Source organism: Nostoc sp. WHI (assembly GCF_015714725.1).
GTDB lineage: Bacteria > Cyanobacteriota > Cyanobacteriia > Cyanobacteriales > Nostocaceae > Nostoc.
The window spans coordinates 30,757-47,562 of the sequence record NZ_WBKM01000016.1 but is presented as its reverse complement, the minus strand read 5'-3'; the positions used below and the strand labels follow the sequence as shown (position 1 = coordinate 47,562).

General features: G+C 40.6%; 13 protein-coding genes. 5 read left to right on the top strand and 8 right to left on the bottom strand.

Going from position 1 to position 16,806, the window contains the following annotated elements:
• Nucleotides 1-312: 312 nt before the first annotated feature.
• The 3 genes from F8S12_RS01630 to F8S12_RS01620 form a co-directional block, all read right to left on the bottom strand.
• Nucleotides 313-1,008: a haloacid dehalogenase type II gene (locus F8S12_RS01630; protein WP_196514482.1), complete on the bottom strand. Its 696-nt coding sequence runs from the start codon at nucleotides 1,006-1,008 to the stop codon at nucleotides 313-315.
• Between the two features lie 92 nt (nucleotides 1,009-1,100).
• The gene (locus F8S12_RS01625; protein ID WP_442946779.1) at nucleotides 1,101-2,192 is read right to left on the bottom strand and encodes an ABC transporter substrate-binding protein; all 1,092 of its coding nucleotides are present in this window, start codon (nucleotides 2,190-2,192) and stop codon (nucleotides 1,101-1,103) included.
• A gap of 92 nt (nucleotides 2,193-2,284) precedes the next feature.
• The gene (locus tag F8S12_RS01620) at nucleotides 2,285-3,415 is read right to left on the bottom strand and encodes an ABC transporter ATP-binding protein (protein ID WP_196514481.1); all 1,131 of its coding nucleotides are present in this window, start codon (nucleotides 3,413-3,415) and stop codon (nucleotides 2,285-2,287) included.
• 212 nt (nucleotides 3,416-3,627) lie between these two features.
• Between F8S12_RS01620 and mrdA the strand changes: the two genes are divergently transcribed.
• The 3 genes from mrdA to F8S12_RS01605 all read left to right on the top strand — a co-directional run bounded on the left by mrdA (nucleotide 3,628) and on the right by F8S12_RS01605 (nucleotide 7,893).
• Nucleotides 3,628-5,451, top strand: a complete 1,824-nt coding sequence (mrdA, locus tag F8S12_RS01615) for a penicillin-binding protein 2 (protein WP_196514480.1) — start codon at nucleotides 3,628-3,630, stop codon at nucleotides 5,449-5,451.
• Between the two features lie 84 nt (nucleotides 5,452-5,535).
• The gene (locus F8S12_RS01610; RefSeq protein ID WP_230967721.1) at nucleotides 5,536-5,766 is read left to right on the top strand and encodes a serine hydrolase; all 231 of its coding nucleotides are present in this window, start codon (nucleotides 5,536-5,538) and stop codon (nucleotides 5,764-5,766) included.
• 573 nt (nucleotides 5,767-6,339) lie between these two features.
• Nucleotides 6,340-7,893 (top strand): DUF6798 domain-containing protein, encoded by a 1,554-nt coding sequence (locus tag F8S12_RS01605; RefSeq protein ID WP_196514479.1) that lies wholly within the window; start codon nucleotides 6,340-6,342, stop codon nucleotides 7,891-7,893.
• Between the two features lie 123 nt (nucleotides 7,894-8,016).
• Here the strand turns inward: F8S12_RS01605 and F8S12_RS01600 are convergent, their stop codons facing one another.
• The gene (locus F8S12_RS01600; RefSeq protein ID WP_196514478.1) at nucleotides 8,017-8,817 is read right to left on the bottom strand and encodes a M15 family metallopeptidase; all 801 of its coding nucleotides are present in this window, start codon (nucleotides 8,815-8,817) and stop codon (nucleotides 8,017-8,019) included.
• A 102-nt stretch (nucleotides 8,818-8,919) separates the two neighbouring features.
• On the opposite strand from F8S12_RS01600, the gene F8S12_RS01595 reads away from it, so the two are divergent.
• The gene (locus F8S12_RS01595; RefSeq protein WP_196514485.1) at nucleotides 8,920-9,837 is read left to right on the top strand and encodes an AEC family transporter; all 918 of its coding nucleotides are present in this window, start codon (nucleotides 8,920-8,922) and stop codon (nucleotides 9,835-9,837) included.
• Here F8S12_RS01595 and F8S12_RS01590 read toward each other — a convergent pair.
• From F8S12_RS01590 to F8S12_RS01580, 3 genes are all read right to left on the bottom strand, one after another.
• Nucleotides 9,802-10,284 (bottom strand): hypothetical protein, encoded by a 483-nt coding sequence (locus tag F8S12_RS01590; RefSeq protein ID WP_196514477.1) that lies wholly within the window; start codon nucleotides 10,282-10,284, stop codon nucleotides 9,802-9,804. The two genes, F8S12_RS01595 and F8S12_RS01590, sit on opposite strands and share 36 nt — an antisense overlap.
• 46 nt (nucleotides 10,285-10,330) lie before the next feature.
• Nucleotides 10,331-11,260: a hypothetical protein gene (locus F8S12_RS01585; RefSeq protein ID WP_196514476.1), complete on the bottom strand. Its 930-nt coding sequence runs from the start codon at nucleotides 11,258-11,260 to the stop codon at nucleotides 10,331-10,333.
• 357 nt (nucleotides 11,261-11,617) lie between these two features.
• Nucleotides 11,618-12,829, bottom strand: a complete 1,212-nt coding sequence (locus tag F8S12_RS01580) for an EAL domain-containing response regulator (RefSeq protein ID WP_196514475.1) — start codon at nucleotides 12,827-12,829, stop codon at nucleotides 11,618-11,620.
• A gap of 38 nt (nucleotides 12,830-12,867) precedes the next feature.
• Here F8S12_RS01580 and F8S12_RS01575 point away from each other — a divergent pair, with 38 nt between their 5' ends.
• Nucleotides 12,868-13,020 (top strand): hypothetical protein, encoded by a 153-nt coding sequence (locus F8S12_RS01575; RefSeq protein ID WP_196514474.1) that lies wholly within the window; start codon nucleotides 12,868-12,870, stop codon nucleotides 13,018-13,020.
• A 777-nt stretch (nucleotides 13,021-13,797) separates the two neighbouring features.
• Here F8S12_RS01575 and F8S12_RS01570 read toward each other — a convergent pair.
• Nucleotides 13,798-16,599: a glycoside hydrolase family 10 protein gene (locus F8S12_RS01570; protein ID WP_196514473.1), complete on the bottom strand. Its 2,802-nt coding sequence runs from the start codon at nucleotides 16,597-16,599 to the stop codon at nucleotides 13,798-13,800.
• Between the last annotated feature and the right edge of the window lie 207 nt (nucleotides 16,600-16,806).

Below are 16,806 nucleotides of genomic sequence, written 5' to 3'. Positions count from 1 at the left end.
TGAACTCGGAAGTTGCACCTTTTAACTCGGAAGTTGAGCCTCTGAACTCGGAAGTTGCACCTTTGAACTCGGAATTTTCAAAATTCTCAAAGAACAAGTGAAGATTTTGTTTAAATGAATATGAAATTCAAGCTACATATCACCCAATACTTTTCGGTTAAGGTACACAGTCTTTAATGATCCCCCTTAGTCCCCCTTAAAAAGGGGGAAATAGAGTCATTCTTAGCCCCCCTTTTTTAAGGGGGGTTGGGGGGATCGAGTCTTATCCGAAAAGTATTGACATATCACCTTGACAGGACTAGCACTCAGCACTTATTGCTCAGTATTGTTTTGATGACTCAAAGCCGCGAGAGTCTTTAAATCTGGAACTTCTAAGTCAGGTTGACTTACTGCTGCTCCTTTTTGGACTGCTCGACGGTTTACCCAGACTGTTGATAGTCCCAGAGATTTGGCTGTAACAATATCGTGATATACACTTGCAGCAACGTGTAATATCTGCTCTAGCGGCAAATCAATTCTCTCAATAGCTAGTCTGAAGTTGTTTAAGGAGGGTTTATAGCTTTTTGCCTGTTCTGCTGTAATTATCTGGTCAAATTCCACCTTCAAGTGCTTTGCCGAGAAAGCAAAAAGATCATCATCTACATTTGAGATAATTACCAGCTTAAACTTTGAATGCAAAGCTCTAAGTGCCTCAACTGTATCGGGAAAAGGCAGCCAATACTGAATCGAATCAGCAAGTGAATTTAATTCGTCAGCAGTTGGCTCAAAGGCAAATCGTTCACCAAATTTCTGGACTACTCTTCTCAAAACTTCTCGATATTTGATATATTCTCCTTTCTCCAGTTCTGCTTCAAATCCAGCAAAAAGTTCCAGAATTTGATCGTCATCCAAATTGCTGTTGTGTGCCAGCAGAAGCGGCTTTAGTACCCCTAAGATGCCGTTCTCCCAATCGATTAGGGTTCCGTAACAATCGAAAGTTAAAGTCTTGTAATTATTAAAGTCAATCACTTTTTTATACTCCAGAACTTTATCAATCAAGTTAAACTTTTTAGTTTTTTGAATTTAGCTATAGGCAGCCCAGAAGGTAACTTCATCAATTTTTAGCTACTAGTTAATTCAGTCCAGTAGCGCTCATAAATCTCTTCAAATTGTCCTAGAGGAGTGACTCGCTCACAATTTTTTAAAAGCGACTCTGAGGGAAACAAATTAGCATTATTTTGGATTCTTTTTGGCAATTGCTCAAATCCGGCACTATTAGGTGTAGAAACATTCAGACGTTCAGTGATTTGGGCTGCTACTTCTGGTTGCAAAATCATGTTAATCCAAGCATAGGCTCCAGCTAAATTGGAGGCTGTTTTGGGGATAACAATAGTGTCTGTCCATAATGAAGAACCGCTTCGAGGAATCACATATTTGAGCTTAGGGTTTTCTTGAGAGATTCTCACTGCATCTGCTGAATAGCACATTGCCAATAGTAAATCTCCTGCCAGAATTTGATTTTGCCAAGCGTCGGTGTCAAAACGGGCGATCGCAGGTTTTAGTAGCTTCAATTTCTCATAAGCTTCTTTGATTTCGGCTTCATTTTTTGAGTTGTAAGAATAGCCTAGCATCCGTAACGTTGCACCCATCACTTCTCGAACATCATTGATCAAGGTTATCCGTTTCTTTAATTTTTCTTGGTTTTGCCAAAGATATTCCCAATCTTTCGGTGCATCTTTGATTTTTTCAGAATTGTAAATTAAACCTGTTGTCCCCCAGTTAAAAGGGATACTGTAACGATTATTGGGGTCATAGCTAGGATTATAAAACCGGGGAAATAAATTCTCTAAACCAATTAAGCGATCGTGATTTATTTCTGTTAACAAATCTTTGTTTACCATCTTCTGCACCATATAATCGGATGGGTAGATGATGCTATAATTGCCACCACCACTAGCTTGGAATTTAGCCAGCATGACGTCATTGGAATCATACACATCCGCTAGCACTTTCATGCCAGTTTGGGTGCTAAAAGTTTTCAATAATTGGTTGTCAGTATATTGTGTCCACGTATAGATATAAAGTTGGTCACGTTGACCGGAAGTAGTAGAATTAGCACGTACTTGGGCTAGTCTCCAGCCACAGCCAGCTAAAGATAAGCTAGAAAGTGCTGCTACTCCTTTCAATAATTGTCGTCTTTTAATCAACGGCATGGTCAAAATCCTAAATTTTTAATATTAAAGCGCACTTCAAACGCCAAATGTGAGCGGTAAAAACAAACATCAAATTCTTGAAAAAAGGACAACTAATTACTTGATAATGCTAAACAATCGGTTTGTGCCCACCAAGCATAAATTGGTGTGTCGCGGTCTGGAAAACCGCCAAAGGTATTGGGTTGTAACACATTAATGCTAATGCCATTTGTTAATTTCACAACATAATTAACGTGTGTACCCAAATACATAACGTTGATAAGCCGTCCTTCAAAACAGTTAGTCGGCAAATTGGGTTGATAAAGCGAAAGCTGTATTTTTTCGGGACGCACACTTACCACCACTGATTGTGATATTTCAGTTGGTGTATCTTCAGCACGACTAATAATAATTGAGAGTCCGGTTTTCGTCGAAATTTGTACCTCAGAGGAGTTTACCGCAACGATTTCACCACTGAAGAAATTAGTATCGCCAATAAAATCAGCCACAAAAGATGTCTGGGGACGTTCGTAAATTTGGCTGGGAGTGCCAACTTGCTCAATTTTGCCTTGATTCATCACGGCAATGCGATCGCTCAAGGAAAGTGCTTCTTCTTGGTCGTGTGTCACCATCACAAAGGTCAATCCCAAGTCTTTGTGTAAATTTGATAACTCAACCTGCATTTCCTTACGCAGTTTTAAATCTAACGCCCCTAAAGGTTCATCTAGCAGGACGACGGTGGGACGGTTGACTAAAGCCCTTGCCAAGGCGACTCGCTGCTGTTGACCACCAGAAAGTTGATGAGGAAAACGCGATCGCAAACTTTCCATTTTTACTAGCTTTAAAGCCTCTTGGACTCTACTTTCAATTTCCGATTTGCGTAATTTTTTTAACCGCAGTCCAAAGGCGATGTTATCCCAGACATTTAGGTGATTAAATAAAGCGTAACTTTGAAATACAGTATTGACGGGTCGGCGGTAAGGCGGCACATTAGTCATAGACTGACCCTGAATCAACACCTTGCCAGCGTCAGCGATTTCAAACCCAGCAATTAAACGCAGTGTTGTTGTTTTACCACAACCGGAGGGGCCTAAAATACTAAAAAATTCTCCCTGTCTAACATCCAAATCTATTCCATGTACTGCTGGTTCTTGGTTAAAAAACTTGAACACGTTACGCAGTTCAACATCAAGTAGCTGAAAAGTTGTTATCCCCCTTTGATTCTCCATGACAATTTGAGCCATAATCCTCAGTAGAATGCTGTGATATTAAGTTATTTTGTCAATTGATGTAGTCTATTGGGCAAACTAGAGTTGACACTTTGGTTTATTGTATCCGCCAAAAACAATTGTTCAGGAATATACTCGCCTGATTCTTTTGTACTCACTACTGGTTATGAGTTTAGGGTAATTGTATACAGATAATAAATAGCACTCTCAGAATCATTCTTTGTTTTATGAGTTTACTGCAACCATCTCCACTTGGCGGGAAAAAAAATATCCGTACAGTTGGACAAAGTTTCCAGCCGATATTTTTAATCATATTTACTCTATTGATGATGACTGGAATCGGTGTTCGTTTGGGATACTTGCAAATTATTGAAGGAACGAACCACCGAAAACGAGCCGAGGCAAATCGAATTCGGATGATTCCTAAACAACCCGAACGGGGCAACATTTTTGACCGTGATGGTAAGCTTCTAGCCAGTACTCGCTATCCTCGCTCTGTATATTTGTGGCCGATGTCACATACCAAGCCAGCCTGGCCGGTTGTGGCAGCACGTCTATCTCAAATTATTGAGGTTCCCCAAGAAGAGATGGAAAAAAAACTGGAAGAAGCAGGTGCTAACTCTTCTTCACTGATTCGAGTCGCTCGTGATTTGAATGAAGCGCAAGTCACGGCATTGAAGGAGTATCAAAGCGAACTTCAAGACGTGGAGATTTCTACGGAAGCCGTTCGCTACTACCCCCACGGTAAGCAATTAGCACATTTACTAGGCTATACACGAGAACTGACCGCCGAGCAGTTAAAAGAAAGGCAGCAGGAAGGCTACAGATTGGGTGATGTAATCGGTCAGATGGGAGTTGAAAAAGCTTATGAGAAAAGTCTGCGGGGCGAATGGGGCGGTCAACGGGTAGAAGTTGATGGTGCTGGTCGGCCGCTGCGGGTTTTGGGTGAGAAACAGGCGAAAGCTGGTAATGATTTGCACTTGACCATAGATTTAGATATGCAAAAGACAGCAGAAAAAGCTTTAGGCGATCGCAATGGTGCGATCGTGGCACTTGACCCAAAGAACGGTGCCGTTTTAGCAATGGTATCTCACCCCACGTTTGATCCAAATATTTTCTCGAAGCAGAAACTCACCCAAAAAGATTGGGAAACTGTACAAGGTGCCGATCATCCCTTGGTCAATCGTGCCCTCAGCGCTTTTCCTCCCGCTAGCACCTTCAAAATTGTTACCACCACAGCCGGGCTAGAATCGGGTAAATTTTCTCCTAGCACAGTGCTACAAACCTACGGTTCCTTAAACTTTGGCGGCACCCGATTTGGTGAGTGGAACCACGCCGGATTCGGCCCATTGGGTTTTGTCGGCGCATTACAGTGGAGTAGTGATACCTTCTTTTATCAAATTGGTCGGGGAGTTGGCGGCCCAACTTTGATCGAATGGACTCGCAAGTATGGATTTGGTACAAAAACCGGCTTTGAGTTTGTTAACGAAGAAACAAAAGGTTTAGTACCAGATGAGGCATGGAAGCAAAAAGTTTGGAAGATACCTTGGACTGTTGGCGATAGCATCAATATGTCAATTGGTCAAGGTGCTTTACAAACTACACCCCTACAAGTCGCTATTATGTTTGCTGTACCTGCGAATGGTGGCTACCGAGTCCAGCCGCATTTGCTTAAAGACAATGAAGAAGCAAAAAGCTGGCGACAATCTTTAAATATGAAGCCGACAACCATAAGTATCCTTCGTCAGGGACTGCGGAAAGTAGTAGCTGAAGGTACAGGTAAAGCTTTAAACAAGCCAACAGTTCCCCCAGTTGCTGGTAAGAGTGGCACCGCCGAAGCCTGGAAGGGTCGTGTTAAACAAAATCACGCTTGGTTTGGTGCCTATGCCCCCGCCCAGCAGCCGGAAATTGTGATTGTGGCATTTGCTGAACATTCTGGCGGCGGTGGTGGTAGCATTGCTGCGCCGATGATTTTAGAAATTATGGAGGAATATTTTCACCGAAAGAATCCAGGTAAGTATCAGAAACCTGAAAAACCAAGAAACAGCTGAGGAAGCTAAGTATTGGGCATTGGGCATTGGGTATTGATTATTGTCTTCTGCTCCTTTGTCCAATATCTCCATCGCTAAACAGAAATGAGGTCAATGATGATTGACGACTATATTCAAGCCACAATGACTAAAAACCAGATTCCTGGACTTTCTGTTGCAGTGGTTCAGGAAGGTGAAGCTGTTTTAGTTAAAGGCTATGGACTGGCGAATGTTGAACATTCTGTTGAAGTGACTGAATATACAGTTTATGAAATTGCGTCTGTCCGTAAAACTGATATTCTATGGATGTTGCAAAAATGTATGAAGATAATATAAAGATATTATGAAGATTATATGAGTAATTAATGTAGATATGAGTAAAAGAGTTACTCTCTTAAATGAATATTTATTAGGACTTACGCATTGACAGGAAAGACTAAATATGGCTATTTGAAAAACCACATCTGTTGTAGGGGCAATTCATGAATTGCCCCTACAACAGATGTGGGTCTATCTAGCATCAAAGAATGATTAATAGAAGCCTAAAACGACCTATTTTGGTAAATACATACCACGATTAATTTGTATAGTGCGTAAGTCCTATTTATATTCACCGAACTTGGCTTGAGGATCAGAAGTAAAACTAGCGTCAGTGGCTGGAGTTATGTCAGGCGTTTTTTATCTCGTGGATCGCAATTTTTGCGATTAGTTATCCTTTTTTTAGCGGATTGATTTATCATCTCAAGCACTGAAGAATTAAATAAATAAACAACGCCTATCCCAAACTGAAAACTGGTTATGAATTGGAGAAAGCTAAATTTTTATTCGATATCAAAATTATACAAGATAGGATTTGAGGTTCTGGCAATCACAGCACTCTTATGTGTCTTGCAACTACTGGATGAAAATATGTCCAGATCAAATGAAATTGATATCTTACCCTTAGCTAAACAGTACGCGAATCCCAACTGGATTCCAGGAGATTGGTATCTCAATCAATCACCAGGGTATAGATTCATATTCCAGATTTTAATAGGAAATTTGATACTAGCCTGGGGATTCTTGGCAACTTCTATAGTAGGTCGGATACTGTGCTATTGTCTCATTGCCTTAGGACTAGTCTTAATCAAAAGGAAATTGGGACTCAGTTTACCATTATTGTTGCTAGTGGTTTTTCTTTTCATGACTTCTCAAAGCTTTGCTGCTGGTGAACTAATAATATCAGGACTTCAGCCAAAGGTTTTGAGCTACGGTTTTGTTTTGTTAGCTGTTAGAGCAATGTTAGGTAGAAGCTATTATTGGATGGCTTTAATGTTAGGACTAGCTACTTCATTTCATGTGTTAGTAGGTGGCTGGTCATTTTTAATACTTCTAGTATTACTAATTCTGAGATGGAATACTTGTAGGATGAATTTTCGATGTTTCGGGGGGATTGTTCTCATCTATTTAATAGCTAGTTCTTTTTCTGTTAAAGCTGTACTAGAACAATTGTTCAGCCCTAATCCCGAAAGTTCTATACCTACTTCTTACATTTATGTTTTTTTACGGTTGCCCCACCACTTAAACCCCCTGTCCTGGTCTTCACTTTGGTGGATAAAGCTGATAACGTATCTAGTAGTACTAATAATCACCGCTATATTATTAAGGCGTATCCAGCAAAAAAGCGCCACAAATCAGAAATCTATATATGAGTCTTCTGAGCAATATATAGCCAGAATGAGGCTATTCGACTTTACGATTATTAGCCTAATACCTTTCATTCTAGGGATAGCTGTCGCACCTTTTGACTCTAACGGCAGTTTCTTACAGTACTACCCTTTTCGAGTCGGGAGCGTTATATTACCACTTAATACTTATTTACTCTTTGCGTGCTTATTAGAGCAGATATTCGTTGAGAAAAAACGGCAGTTGCTTTTATTCGGAAGTATTTTACTCCTGAGCTTTTTAATGACTAAGCCCAGCATAACCTTTAAAAATCAACTACTGAGCCTAAGTCAATTTCCCGGTGCAATGCAAAGAGTATCTCTTGAGGAAAAATCTTTATCTGCTTGGATTAGAGGTAATACTTCTAGAGATGCAATTGTAATATCTCCTCCAGGCTCTTTTGATAGCTTTAGTTGGTTAACAGAGCGTCCAACTATAGCTAAATTTAGGCTTTTCCCTCAGAACAAACTGGGAATATTTGAGTGGTATCAACGGATGAGAGACTTGAGCGGCAATAACCCTTCTATTTTGCCAGTTATTAGTAAGGAATTAAAAGTAAAAACAAAAGGATTTGGACTTCCAAAAATGCTTGACAGTGGATACTATTCCTTAACAACGGCTCAGGTTAACTTTTTGATGTCTAAGTATCAGACAGACTATTTTGTAACTAACGTTAAACACCAATTAAATTTGCCAATTGTTTATCGGAATCCACAGTACTTAATTTACTACAAAGTAAAATATAGTAATCCGACTTAATATTACCCGGTTTATTGATGACAAAATTGCTTAATTTCACTTTGCAATCTAGATAAAATTTCCCGATTAGATGCGATCGCTAAGAAAATCGCTGGATATTATTATCCAACTCTAATTGCATATCTACTTTTGTATGGTAGGTTTCAAATTTTTGGCTTTGTAGAACATTTCCAAGCTGTCGCGATCGCCTACAAAACGCCAGTGCCAAGGCTCATAACTCACACCTTGAGCATTATCTTTGGGAAATGACATTTCAAAGCTGAAACGCGCCGCATTTGCTTGTAACCATCCAAAAGCTTTAGTATTTTCAAAGTTGGTACTCAGATTAGTTGCTGGTACTGCTCCGTCTCCAATATCTACAGCGTAACCTGTGTGATGTTCACTATAACCAGGAGGAGCGCTAAGGGCAGATCGTTCTGCTGGTGTTTGATTTCGCTGTGCACCAACACCAAAAAATAACGGTTCCTGTTCTTTGACTGAGCGAAAGCCAGAAATTGGCACTAAAATTACACCTGCACTCCGCGCTGCTGCTACCATCTCCTCAAACTTTTGGGCAGCAGCTTTTCGCATTCTAATGCCCCTATTTGCGGAGATGGTTACTAATTCTGAATCAAGGGCTTCTGAGTATGCCAAATGCCCTAACAGAGTGTTAACAGAGTTACCCGATTCTATAGTTGGTGTAGGTGCAGAACTAATAGGTGAAGATTGAGAATCGGCAGTTTTTTTAGGTGCAGTGACGAAAAACAAAAAACCGCCAATTAAAGCCAGCAGGATAAACCCTGTGACTCCTCCAATCACTACAATTCGCGGTTGCAACCACTTTTTAGGTGCTGCATCAGGGGTATCGCGTATTGCTACTGGAATATCATCACCAGGGTCATTTGATGAGTTTTGCGGTTTTCCAGAAAACCCACCTTTATTCAAGGGTAAACTCCTGTTTCTGTGGGACAGCCATAACAGATTTTGCACTGGACAAAAGCAGACTTAACAGGTAGCATTTTACATCTGTGGTTTTTAGGCGCAATTTTGACAAACCTTTTAGAACTATACGTCAAGCTGGGAGGATTAGTCCTGGTAGGTTTCATTCTGGGACGCAAACTACCTATGACAGTTCCTACCTATTTGGGACAGTTTCTTTACTGGGTGGGAGTACCCATCAGCATAGTATCGTTTTTGCGCCAATCTAGCTTTTCGGGACAAATTTGGATTGCACCTGCGATCGCTTACCTAGCCATTTTACTAGGAGGATTTTTAGCTTGGTTAGGGATTAAAGGACAAGCCTATTTTAGAAATACCGTTACCCAAGCACCAACTCAGGCTAGCTTGATCCTAGCGGCAATGTTGGGTAACACAGGTTATCTTGGCTTTCCTATCACCTTAGCAATGGTAGGTAAGGAATATTTTGCCTGGGCGCTATTCTACGATTTGCTAGGTTCATTCCCAGGAACTTATGGCTTGGGTGTGTTTATAGCAGCGCGTTTTGGCGGCGGTGTCCAAAATCATTGGCAGACTGCTAGAGCAATTTTAATTAATCCTGCCCTGTGGAGTTTCGGATTTGGCTTACTGTTTCGACAAGCGACAATTCCAACTGTAGCGGAATTTTGGTTAGAGAAATTTGCTTGGAGTATGGTAGCTTTATCTTTGATGTTAATTGGAATGCGATTAGCGCTGCTCAAATCTTGGCGTAGCCTACCACAAGTAGGGATGAGCTTGGGAATCAAAATGCTACTAGTTCCCTTAATATTGGGGAGCATTTTACCAGTGTTTGGATTAACTGGTTCCACTGCAAAAGTCATTGTCCTCCAAATGGCTATGCCTCCAGCTTTCGCCACACTGGTAATTGCTGAGACATTCAATCTTGATCGCGATTTAGCAGTTACTGCCTTAGCTGCTGGGGCTATAGTATTGCTAGTTACTCTCCCAATTTGGCTGTGGCTGTTTTGATTTTGGATTTATGCACTGTGAGGCGACACGATTTTGAAATCCTACTAATCCGCCTTGGCTCTCCCAATGTTTGTTGAATGTAGGGGTTTCCAACTTCATCACTCTACCCCCTTGAAGATGTACATGATAACCAAACACCATATTTTGTTCTGGAGATACACTCGGATAATCTGCTATCCAAACTACTTGAACGAGACGGGAGATACCAAATTCTCCAGGCTCTTCATCCAAAGTATTGTTCAGAAGTTTGACAATATGTGTCACTTTGCCACGCTGTCTTAAAAGAATGAGATCGCTTTTCTCTGGTTTAAGGGCGTTCTTTGCTTGTTCTTTTTTCCAATTTAATGGAAAAATATTTGAATCTGGGTCAATATTTTGATAAGCCCAATCTTTATCATCACCCTGATGATTTACATTTTTAGTCCACTTTAATTCTGTCAGATCCATACATTTAATCTCTATTGGAACAACAAACTTTATATATCAATATCAGCTAGGGATTTTGTATTACTCCAGAATAACCGCTACTCTCAACTTTTACAGTTTTAACATCACAAGTGGAAAAAGTGCTATTTGCCATATTTGTAGAAATTTGCTTAAACCCTTGTTCTGTTAATATCTTGCCACTATCAGATATAATAATGTTCATAGTCTTGTTACTACTATCAAAGGTTGCTTCAGCCCCTCCTGCCATACTCTCATTAAAATTTTTTGCACATAATCTTCCGTTTACCTTTCCAGATATTGAAGAAGATTCAGATACACTTCCAGAAGATGAAGAAACAGATGAAACTGGTGGAGATGAAATATGGTATCCTCTCAATGCTAAAATTATAACTCCTAAAATAATAAATATGATACTAACAAACATTCTTAAACCTTGGTGACATGATCGGATAAATTTAGAAGATACATAAGTTTCTTCATAGGATTTTCCACTAAATCCTGATATATACCACTTACAAAAATTCCATAAAGCTGATAATATTACGAATATTACTACCTTTGGGTCATATTGCTTTTTGCCAGAGATAGATTGATAATATTCTGAAGATTTATCTGTTGATTGTTTTTTGGTAGGAGAATTTGTTAATTTAATTTCCGATGAATTTGATGAAGGCGGTAATTCCTCTGCTAATGTAAATTCTTGGCTCCATGCCGGAAACTCTTCACCTGTCTGTCGTCCGTACACCTGAACTATTTTAACGGACGAAATATTCAAACCCGTTATTCCTCTGCGAATAAACTCAACTAAAACCTGTTGCTCTGGTACTGTAGTTGATTCCAACATTACCTTTAAGCAACTATTTTTAAAAGCAATCTTGGCATTGATACCTTTAGGTTGGAGAGAGCGGTTTATCAAAACAGCAATCGCTTGTGTATCACCCTGCTTTGCAAGTTTCAGATAATTTAGTTGCGTCATTTTTTAATTCAAATAGGTTTGGTAGTGCTGAACTCCACAAAGCCCTATCTGCTGTGGACACATAGCAATTATTTACCATATCGTATTCTCTGCAAACTATTGCTGTCATCCGAAGAAAACGAAGATTGTTGAAAACTAACATTATGTTGTTTCAAGTAAATTTACTGTAAGATTATCATCTATAAGCTGTAATTTTTTCAATGAGTTTCGTGGAATTCACCGTCCCCATCGCCCTTGGGAGAATACCAGTTTACAAGCATTATGCACCTTGTACTGGATGTTACCCATAATACGGCAAAGCCTCTGACTAATTAGGATACTTGTCGTGGCTCCCCATGTCCAATATCAATCAGATATTTACACATATAAGCATTTCTTAGTCAACAAAAAATTTGCAAATTCTGCTGCTGGCAATGCACAACTAAATAGAAACCCTTGCATATAATCACAGTCATGTTGGCGTAAAAAAGCCAGTTCTGCTTCTGTTTCTACTCCTTCAGCAACTACATCTAGATTGAGATTGTGAGACATTTGAATTAATGCTTTAGTAATCGCTGCTTTTTGAGGATCGCTAGCAACATTATGGATAAAATAACGGTCGATTTTTAATGTATTAATTGGTAAGTTTTTTAGATAAATTAATGAAGAGTAGCCCGCACCAAAATCATCGATCGCAATCTTTACACCCAAGGAGCGCAATTTATTCATAGTAGCGATCGCACTATTTATATCTTGCATAATCATACTTTCAGTGAGTTCTATTTCTAAGTAATGTGGTTCCAAATCATTCGTAACTATAAAATTAATTATTTTCTGAATAAACTCTGGTTGATTAAATTCAATTACCGATACATTGACAGTAATAATTAAGGAATCAATTCCGGCATCACGCCAGTTTTTCATTTGTTGACATACCCTTTTGAATACCCATTTACCAATAGGAATAATTAAACCTGTAGACTCTGCTAACGGAATAAATTCTGTTGGATAAATCATCCCTATTTCCGGGCTTCGCCAGCGCAATAAACTTTCAGCAGCTACTATTTTACCAGAAGCAATATCGACTATTGGTTGATAATAAATTTCAAATTCTTGAAAATTTTGTTGTTTGATAGCCCGGTATAAGCTAATTTCTAACAACTGCGTTTTTGGAGACAAGTTGTTAATTGCAGTCCGAGGAGACAAGTATCTTTTCAAAGTAGCGTGTTTTTCCAACCTGTTAATTATGGCACTCAATAACTCAGATCGAGTGAATGGTTTAGTTATATAATCATCTGCACCCATATCCATACCTTGACGAAAGTCAGATTTGGCAGATTTTGCAGTTAGAAAAATGAAGGGAATTGTTGCCGTCAATGGATCTTGGTGTAATGCTGTTAGCACACCATAACCATCAATTTCTGGCATCATCATGTCACACAAGATTAAATCGGGAACTTCGGAGATGGCTAAATGTATACCGATTTTGCCATTAGCCGCAGCAATAGGTTCAAAATCTTCCGCTTCTAGCAAATCTAAAATGTTTTCACGGACTGATTCTTCATCTTCTATTATTAAAATTCTGGGCATAATTTACCTCAATTTATATGCCATTATTTAATGGCGCAATGTCAGTAAATTTTGTACCAAATTCCAATGTATCTGTGACAAATATTGCACCTTATTGTCGCTGTGGTTGGATACCGTCTGTCACTCTCGCGCCGGGCAATTTATGCTGCTACGCGATCGCCAATGCCAGTATTTCTACCAAGCCGATTTAAAATTTTCCCTTGGCGATCGCATAATCATAAAGCACGTATTTAGATGGCAGCAATAGGTTTTGTCAGTCCCTCTAGCTAAGAACGCTTAGTTGTCAGCGACTCGGTAAACTGAAAGATGCCGTTGAAGATAGCGCGAAATCGCCTTTGACGTTGACGCAATGCTACTTCCGCCTGCACACGAGAGGTAAGATTCACAGAAACTCCTATGAGAGGAGCGTGTTTACGTGTCGTGTCTTTACGTACTATAGCGTGCTAGTAACCATTTGTATTCCGGTAATTGTCCCTACATGAATATCCGATGTTTTACCCCAAAGGAATCAATACTAGCGATCGCCCAGGGGTTAGCCCAAACAAATAGGTATTATCAAACAATAGTTATCTAAAGCGGTTTATCTAAGTATTTTCTAATATTTTGGCGCTAAATAATTAATAATATATTAGGACTTACTCACTGTACAAATTTATCATTTTGTGCATCAATGAAATTACGTCGTTTCCGGCTGTGATCAATCATCCTTTGATAAATAGCGTAGGCGTAGCCCGCCGCAGGCATCGCCTAAAAAGTATCGAAAAACCAAGGTTTAATGACTGAAATCTATAACCCATATTTGGTTTTTCCTGTCAATGCGTAAGTCCTATATATGGAGTATAAGCATGGGAAAAATCGTATTAAGAAATATAAAGCAGTTTATACGGCGGATAGCAAGCTAGTGAGGTGCAGTTTTTTAGTTTACAAACCATATAAGTTAATATTCTGCCCCTCTGTCCTCTACCTCTTCACTGAGGAAGCAACTGCACTCGCCGTTCGCCGTAACGCAATAACCTTTCTATAGTTACAAGCCGATTTTCCCAAACTTTGACTTGATAGGAATTCGACTTAAGCTCTTGGCTCATCAATACCCGAAATTGAGACTGGAACCTACTTAAAGAGGCGATCGCCACTATTAATTTACTGTCAGAAGGCGAGGTGGCTAACTGATTTAAAGCACTGCGTAAAACTTCTGCCTGGTTGTTAAAATCTGAAATTTTTTCAGGAGTCCTTTGTAGTTGCTGATTTTGCAAAACAAACTTCCATTCACGTTGCAGCGCAGTGTAACGGATGGCGGCAGTTTGAAAAGGCTGGCGATGAGGAATAGGTTCACTTGTAGTCGGTGTTGGGGATTGAACCCTACCTTGGGTACTACTAAAAAGTTTTTGTAGCTCATTGTTAAAATTCTCGGCGGCAAAAAGTGCATAACCACTAACTGGCAAGTCCCTTACCAACTGGAGTTGATCGAATGTCCCAACTGTTGGCAAAGAAAGTAAGCGAATTCCCGGCACCAACAAGGTAGCTCCCAATTGTTTAGAGGCGATCCAGGGTTGGGCTAGTCGTTGGAAGCGAGAAGTATCTAGAGCATAAGTCATAGGAACAATTAAATCTACATCCCCCCGCCTTGCCCAAATTTCCCAGTTTTGTTGAATTTTCTGAATTCGCTCTTGTTGCGGTAGAGGAAATACTGCAACCGACAAAATCAAATTAGGTCGCTTTTTTCGCAACTGCTGTGATGCTTGGGCGACAAAACTATCAACTTGCTCAGTCCGAAATGTCGTCCATTTTTGCCAGAGTTCTGGTTGGCTAGGAGAAATACTTATCGGATCTACACCAGTAAGTTGCTGAAACTGCGCTCTTGCAGCTTTACCGTAGCCGTAGGTTCGATCTGCTAACGGGTCTTGGAAGGGGTAGCGAATGTAGTCTAAGTGTACACCATCTACATCATAACGGGTGACAATTTCCTCATACAGCTTGAGCAAGTACTGCCGCACTTCGGGGTTGGCTGGGTCGAAGAATGGCTTAGTTTGGCCAAGGGGAATCATGTTGCCAAGGTTATCGTAGTTTGCCCAATCGGGATGAGCTGCCAGCACTGGCCCTGGATAATTAGGATTAACGTTGAGAATCTCATTGTGACCTTGGTTGCCAGCAGCAAATGTCCAAACCCAAGCGTGTAATTCCATGTCTCGCTCATGGGCTAATTTCACTGCCTCTTCCAGTGGGTTCCACCCACGAATTAATGGGTTTTGCTCTTTTGCGACTTGGCTCGGATAAATGGTATAGCCAGCATTAACAGTTTCAAAAAAGACAGTATTAATCCCAGTTTGGGCTAGACGGTCAAAAATCTGGGCTAGTCCCGCCTTGCTACCAGCACGAACAATCGTCCCCCGATCTAACCAAACTGCCCGAATTTCTGGTTGAGCCAACTTCTGATCAACAGGAAACTGCTGCCACAAAGTCGTCTTAGCTACGAGCCACTGCTGACGAGCCAGAGCGTAGTTTTTTTGTGCAATCAATTGGGGTAAGTTTTTGGCAATTACTCTTACCTGTGCCAAGGCTTGGTCTTTACTTATGACTAGCCCCCGCAATTTGGTTGAGGCCAATTGTGTCGGCTGCTTCTTGACAGATTGGGGGGTGTCGGTGCTAGAGATTTCCTTGTCCTCAGATGTCGCAACGCCTTCATTAGCTGCATCTGCTAACACCGCTAAATGGGCGCTTTCCACCCGCCCAATCAGATTTGCTAGCTCTTGCTGGAGGGCGATCGCTTCGTTGTTGTCAATCGGTACATTGGAGTTGGCTGCAACATCAAGACGCACAGCTTCTTCCAACTGGTCAATAGCCTCCTGAGAACTGGGCGGTTTGACTATAGGAAGCGGTCTAGATTGCGGAGCAGTGACAGTTTTGACAGGAATAGAAGATGAGGGAGATGAATTACCCCTCTCTCCCCCTGCTCCCCTGCTCCCCTGCACCCTCGGCGCAGCCGCCACCGTCGTAGAACAGTTTTGAGAACCTCCTGCTACTTTTTTCATGCGACTTGATGGCGGTGGCGCTGTCAAATAGTGATTGACAGCAGCTTTTAACCAGGCATTATCTAACTCGGCGGCTGTTGCTGTATCTGTTCCCCAGCGCCAGCCCAAAAAGGTAGAGCGCTCAGTTGTCACTACTGCGGCGGGATTATCTTTGGAATTCCAAACAGCAGGAGATTGAGTACCCATATCATTAGGAATCACAACGCCGCCGCGCACTTTGCCAAAAAGTTCAGTTTGATTTGCCCATTTTGGGATCTTGGTTGTTGCCGGTTTGATCTGTTCTGTGTCACTGAGGCTGAATCCCCAATAACCTCCCAAGAGCGATCGCAATAACTGACGCACTCCCGGCGCTGATAGACTACCTACAGGCCCACTAGCAATCAAACGCCCTCCCTTACTCATCCATTCTTCTAGAGTGATCGCTTGAGTTGGCGTTAATGTCTCGACATTTGGCAAAAATAATATCCGGCGATCGCCCCAATCTGCCGCACTCTTGACATTAGTCAGGGGAATTACACAATATTTCACCCCAATTGTTTGTAAGCGATCGCTTATCCCTGTCCATTGATTTGCATTTTCTTGACTATGGACTACGCTCAAAACAGGTTCTTCAGTCGCCGCCGTTACTGGCAAAATACTAAAAAAATTTAAAATTGCAATTTCAAAACTTAAAATAAATAATCTTCTAGTTTCTTTAATTTTTAAACTTATATCTTTTGGTTTTTTCTGATGCTTCACCACTGACTCCTTACTTAATTATTAATTAATTGAGTTATTAGTCATAATTCATTAGTACATCATAGTCTTCTTGGCAATATACTTAGTGAATTACTTTCATCCTAGCCTATCAAAACCATTAAAAAATGCCAAGATCGATACTTAAATTCTCACAGGCGATTACACATAAGTTGTCGATTCTTGCATCGTGAATTTAATTCCATTTGAACG

Bases quoted from the DNA above. Each gene is read 5' to 3' on its own strand.
- F8S12_RS01625 (WP_442946779.1), bottom strand. From the start codon at position 2,192: ATGCCGTTGATTAAAAGACGACAATTATTGAAAGGAGTAGCAGCACTT.
- F8S12_RS01620 (WP_196514481.1), bottom strand. From the start codon at position 3,415: ATGGCTCAAATTGTCATGGAGAATCAAAGGGGGATAACAACTTTTCAG.
- mrdA (WP_196514480.1), top strand. From the start codon at position 3,628: ATGAGTTTACTGCAACCATCTCCACTTGGCGGGAAAAAAAATATCCGT.
- F8S12_RS01610 (WP_230967721.1), top strand. From the start codon at position 5,536: ATGAGGTCAATGATGATTGACGACTATATTCAAGCCACAATGACTAAA.
- F8S12_RS01605 (WP_196514479.1), top strand. From the start codon at position 6,340: ATGTCCAGATCAAATGAAATTGATATCTTACCCTTAGCTAAACAGTAC.
- F8S12_RS01590 (WP_196514477.1), bottom strand. From the start codon at position 10,284: ATGGATCTGACAGAATTAAAGTGGACTAAAAATGTAAATCATCAGGGT.
- F8S12_RS01585 (WP_196514476.1), bottom strand. From the start codon at position 11,260: ATGACGCAACTAAATTATCTGAAACTTGCAAAGCAGGGTGATACACAA.
- F8S12_RS01580 (WP_196514475.1), bottom strand. From the start codon at position 12,829: ATGCCCAGAATTTTAATAATAGAAGATGAAGAATCAGTCCGTGAAAAC.
- F8S12_RS01575 (WP_196514474.1), top strand. From the start codon at position 12,868: ATGTCAGTAAATTTTGTACCAAATTCCAATGTATCTGTGACAAATATT.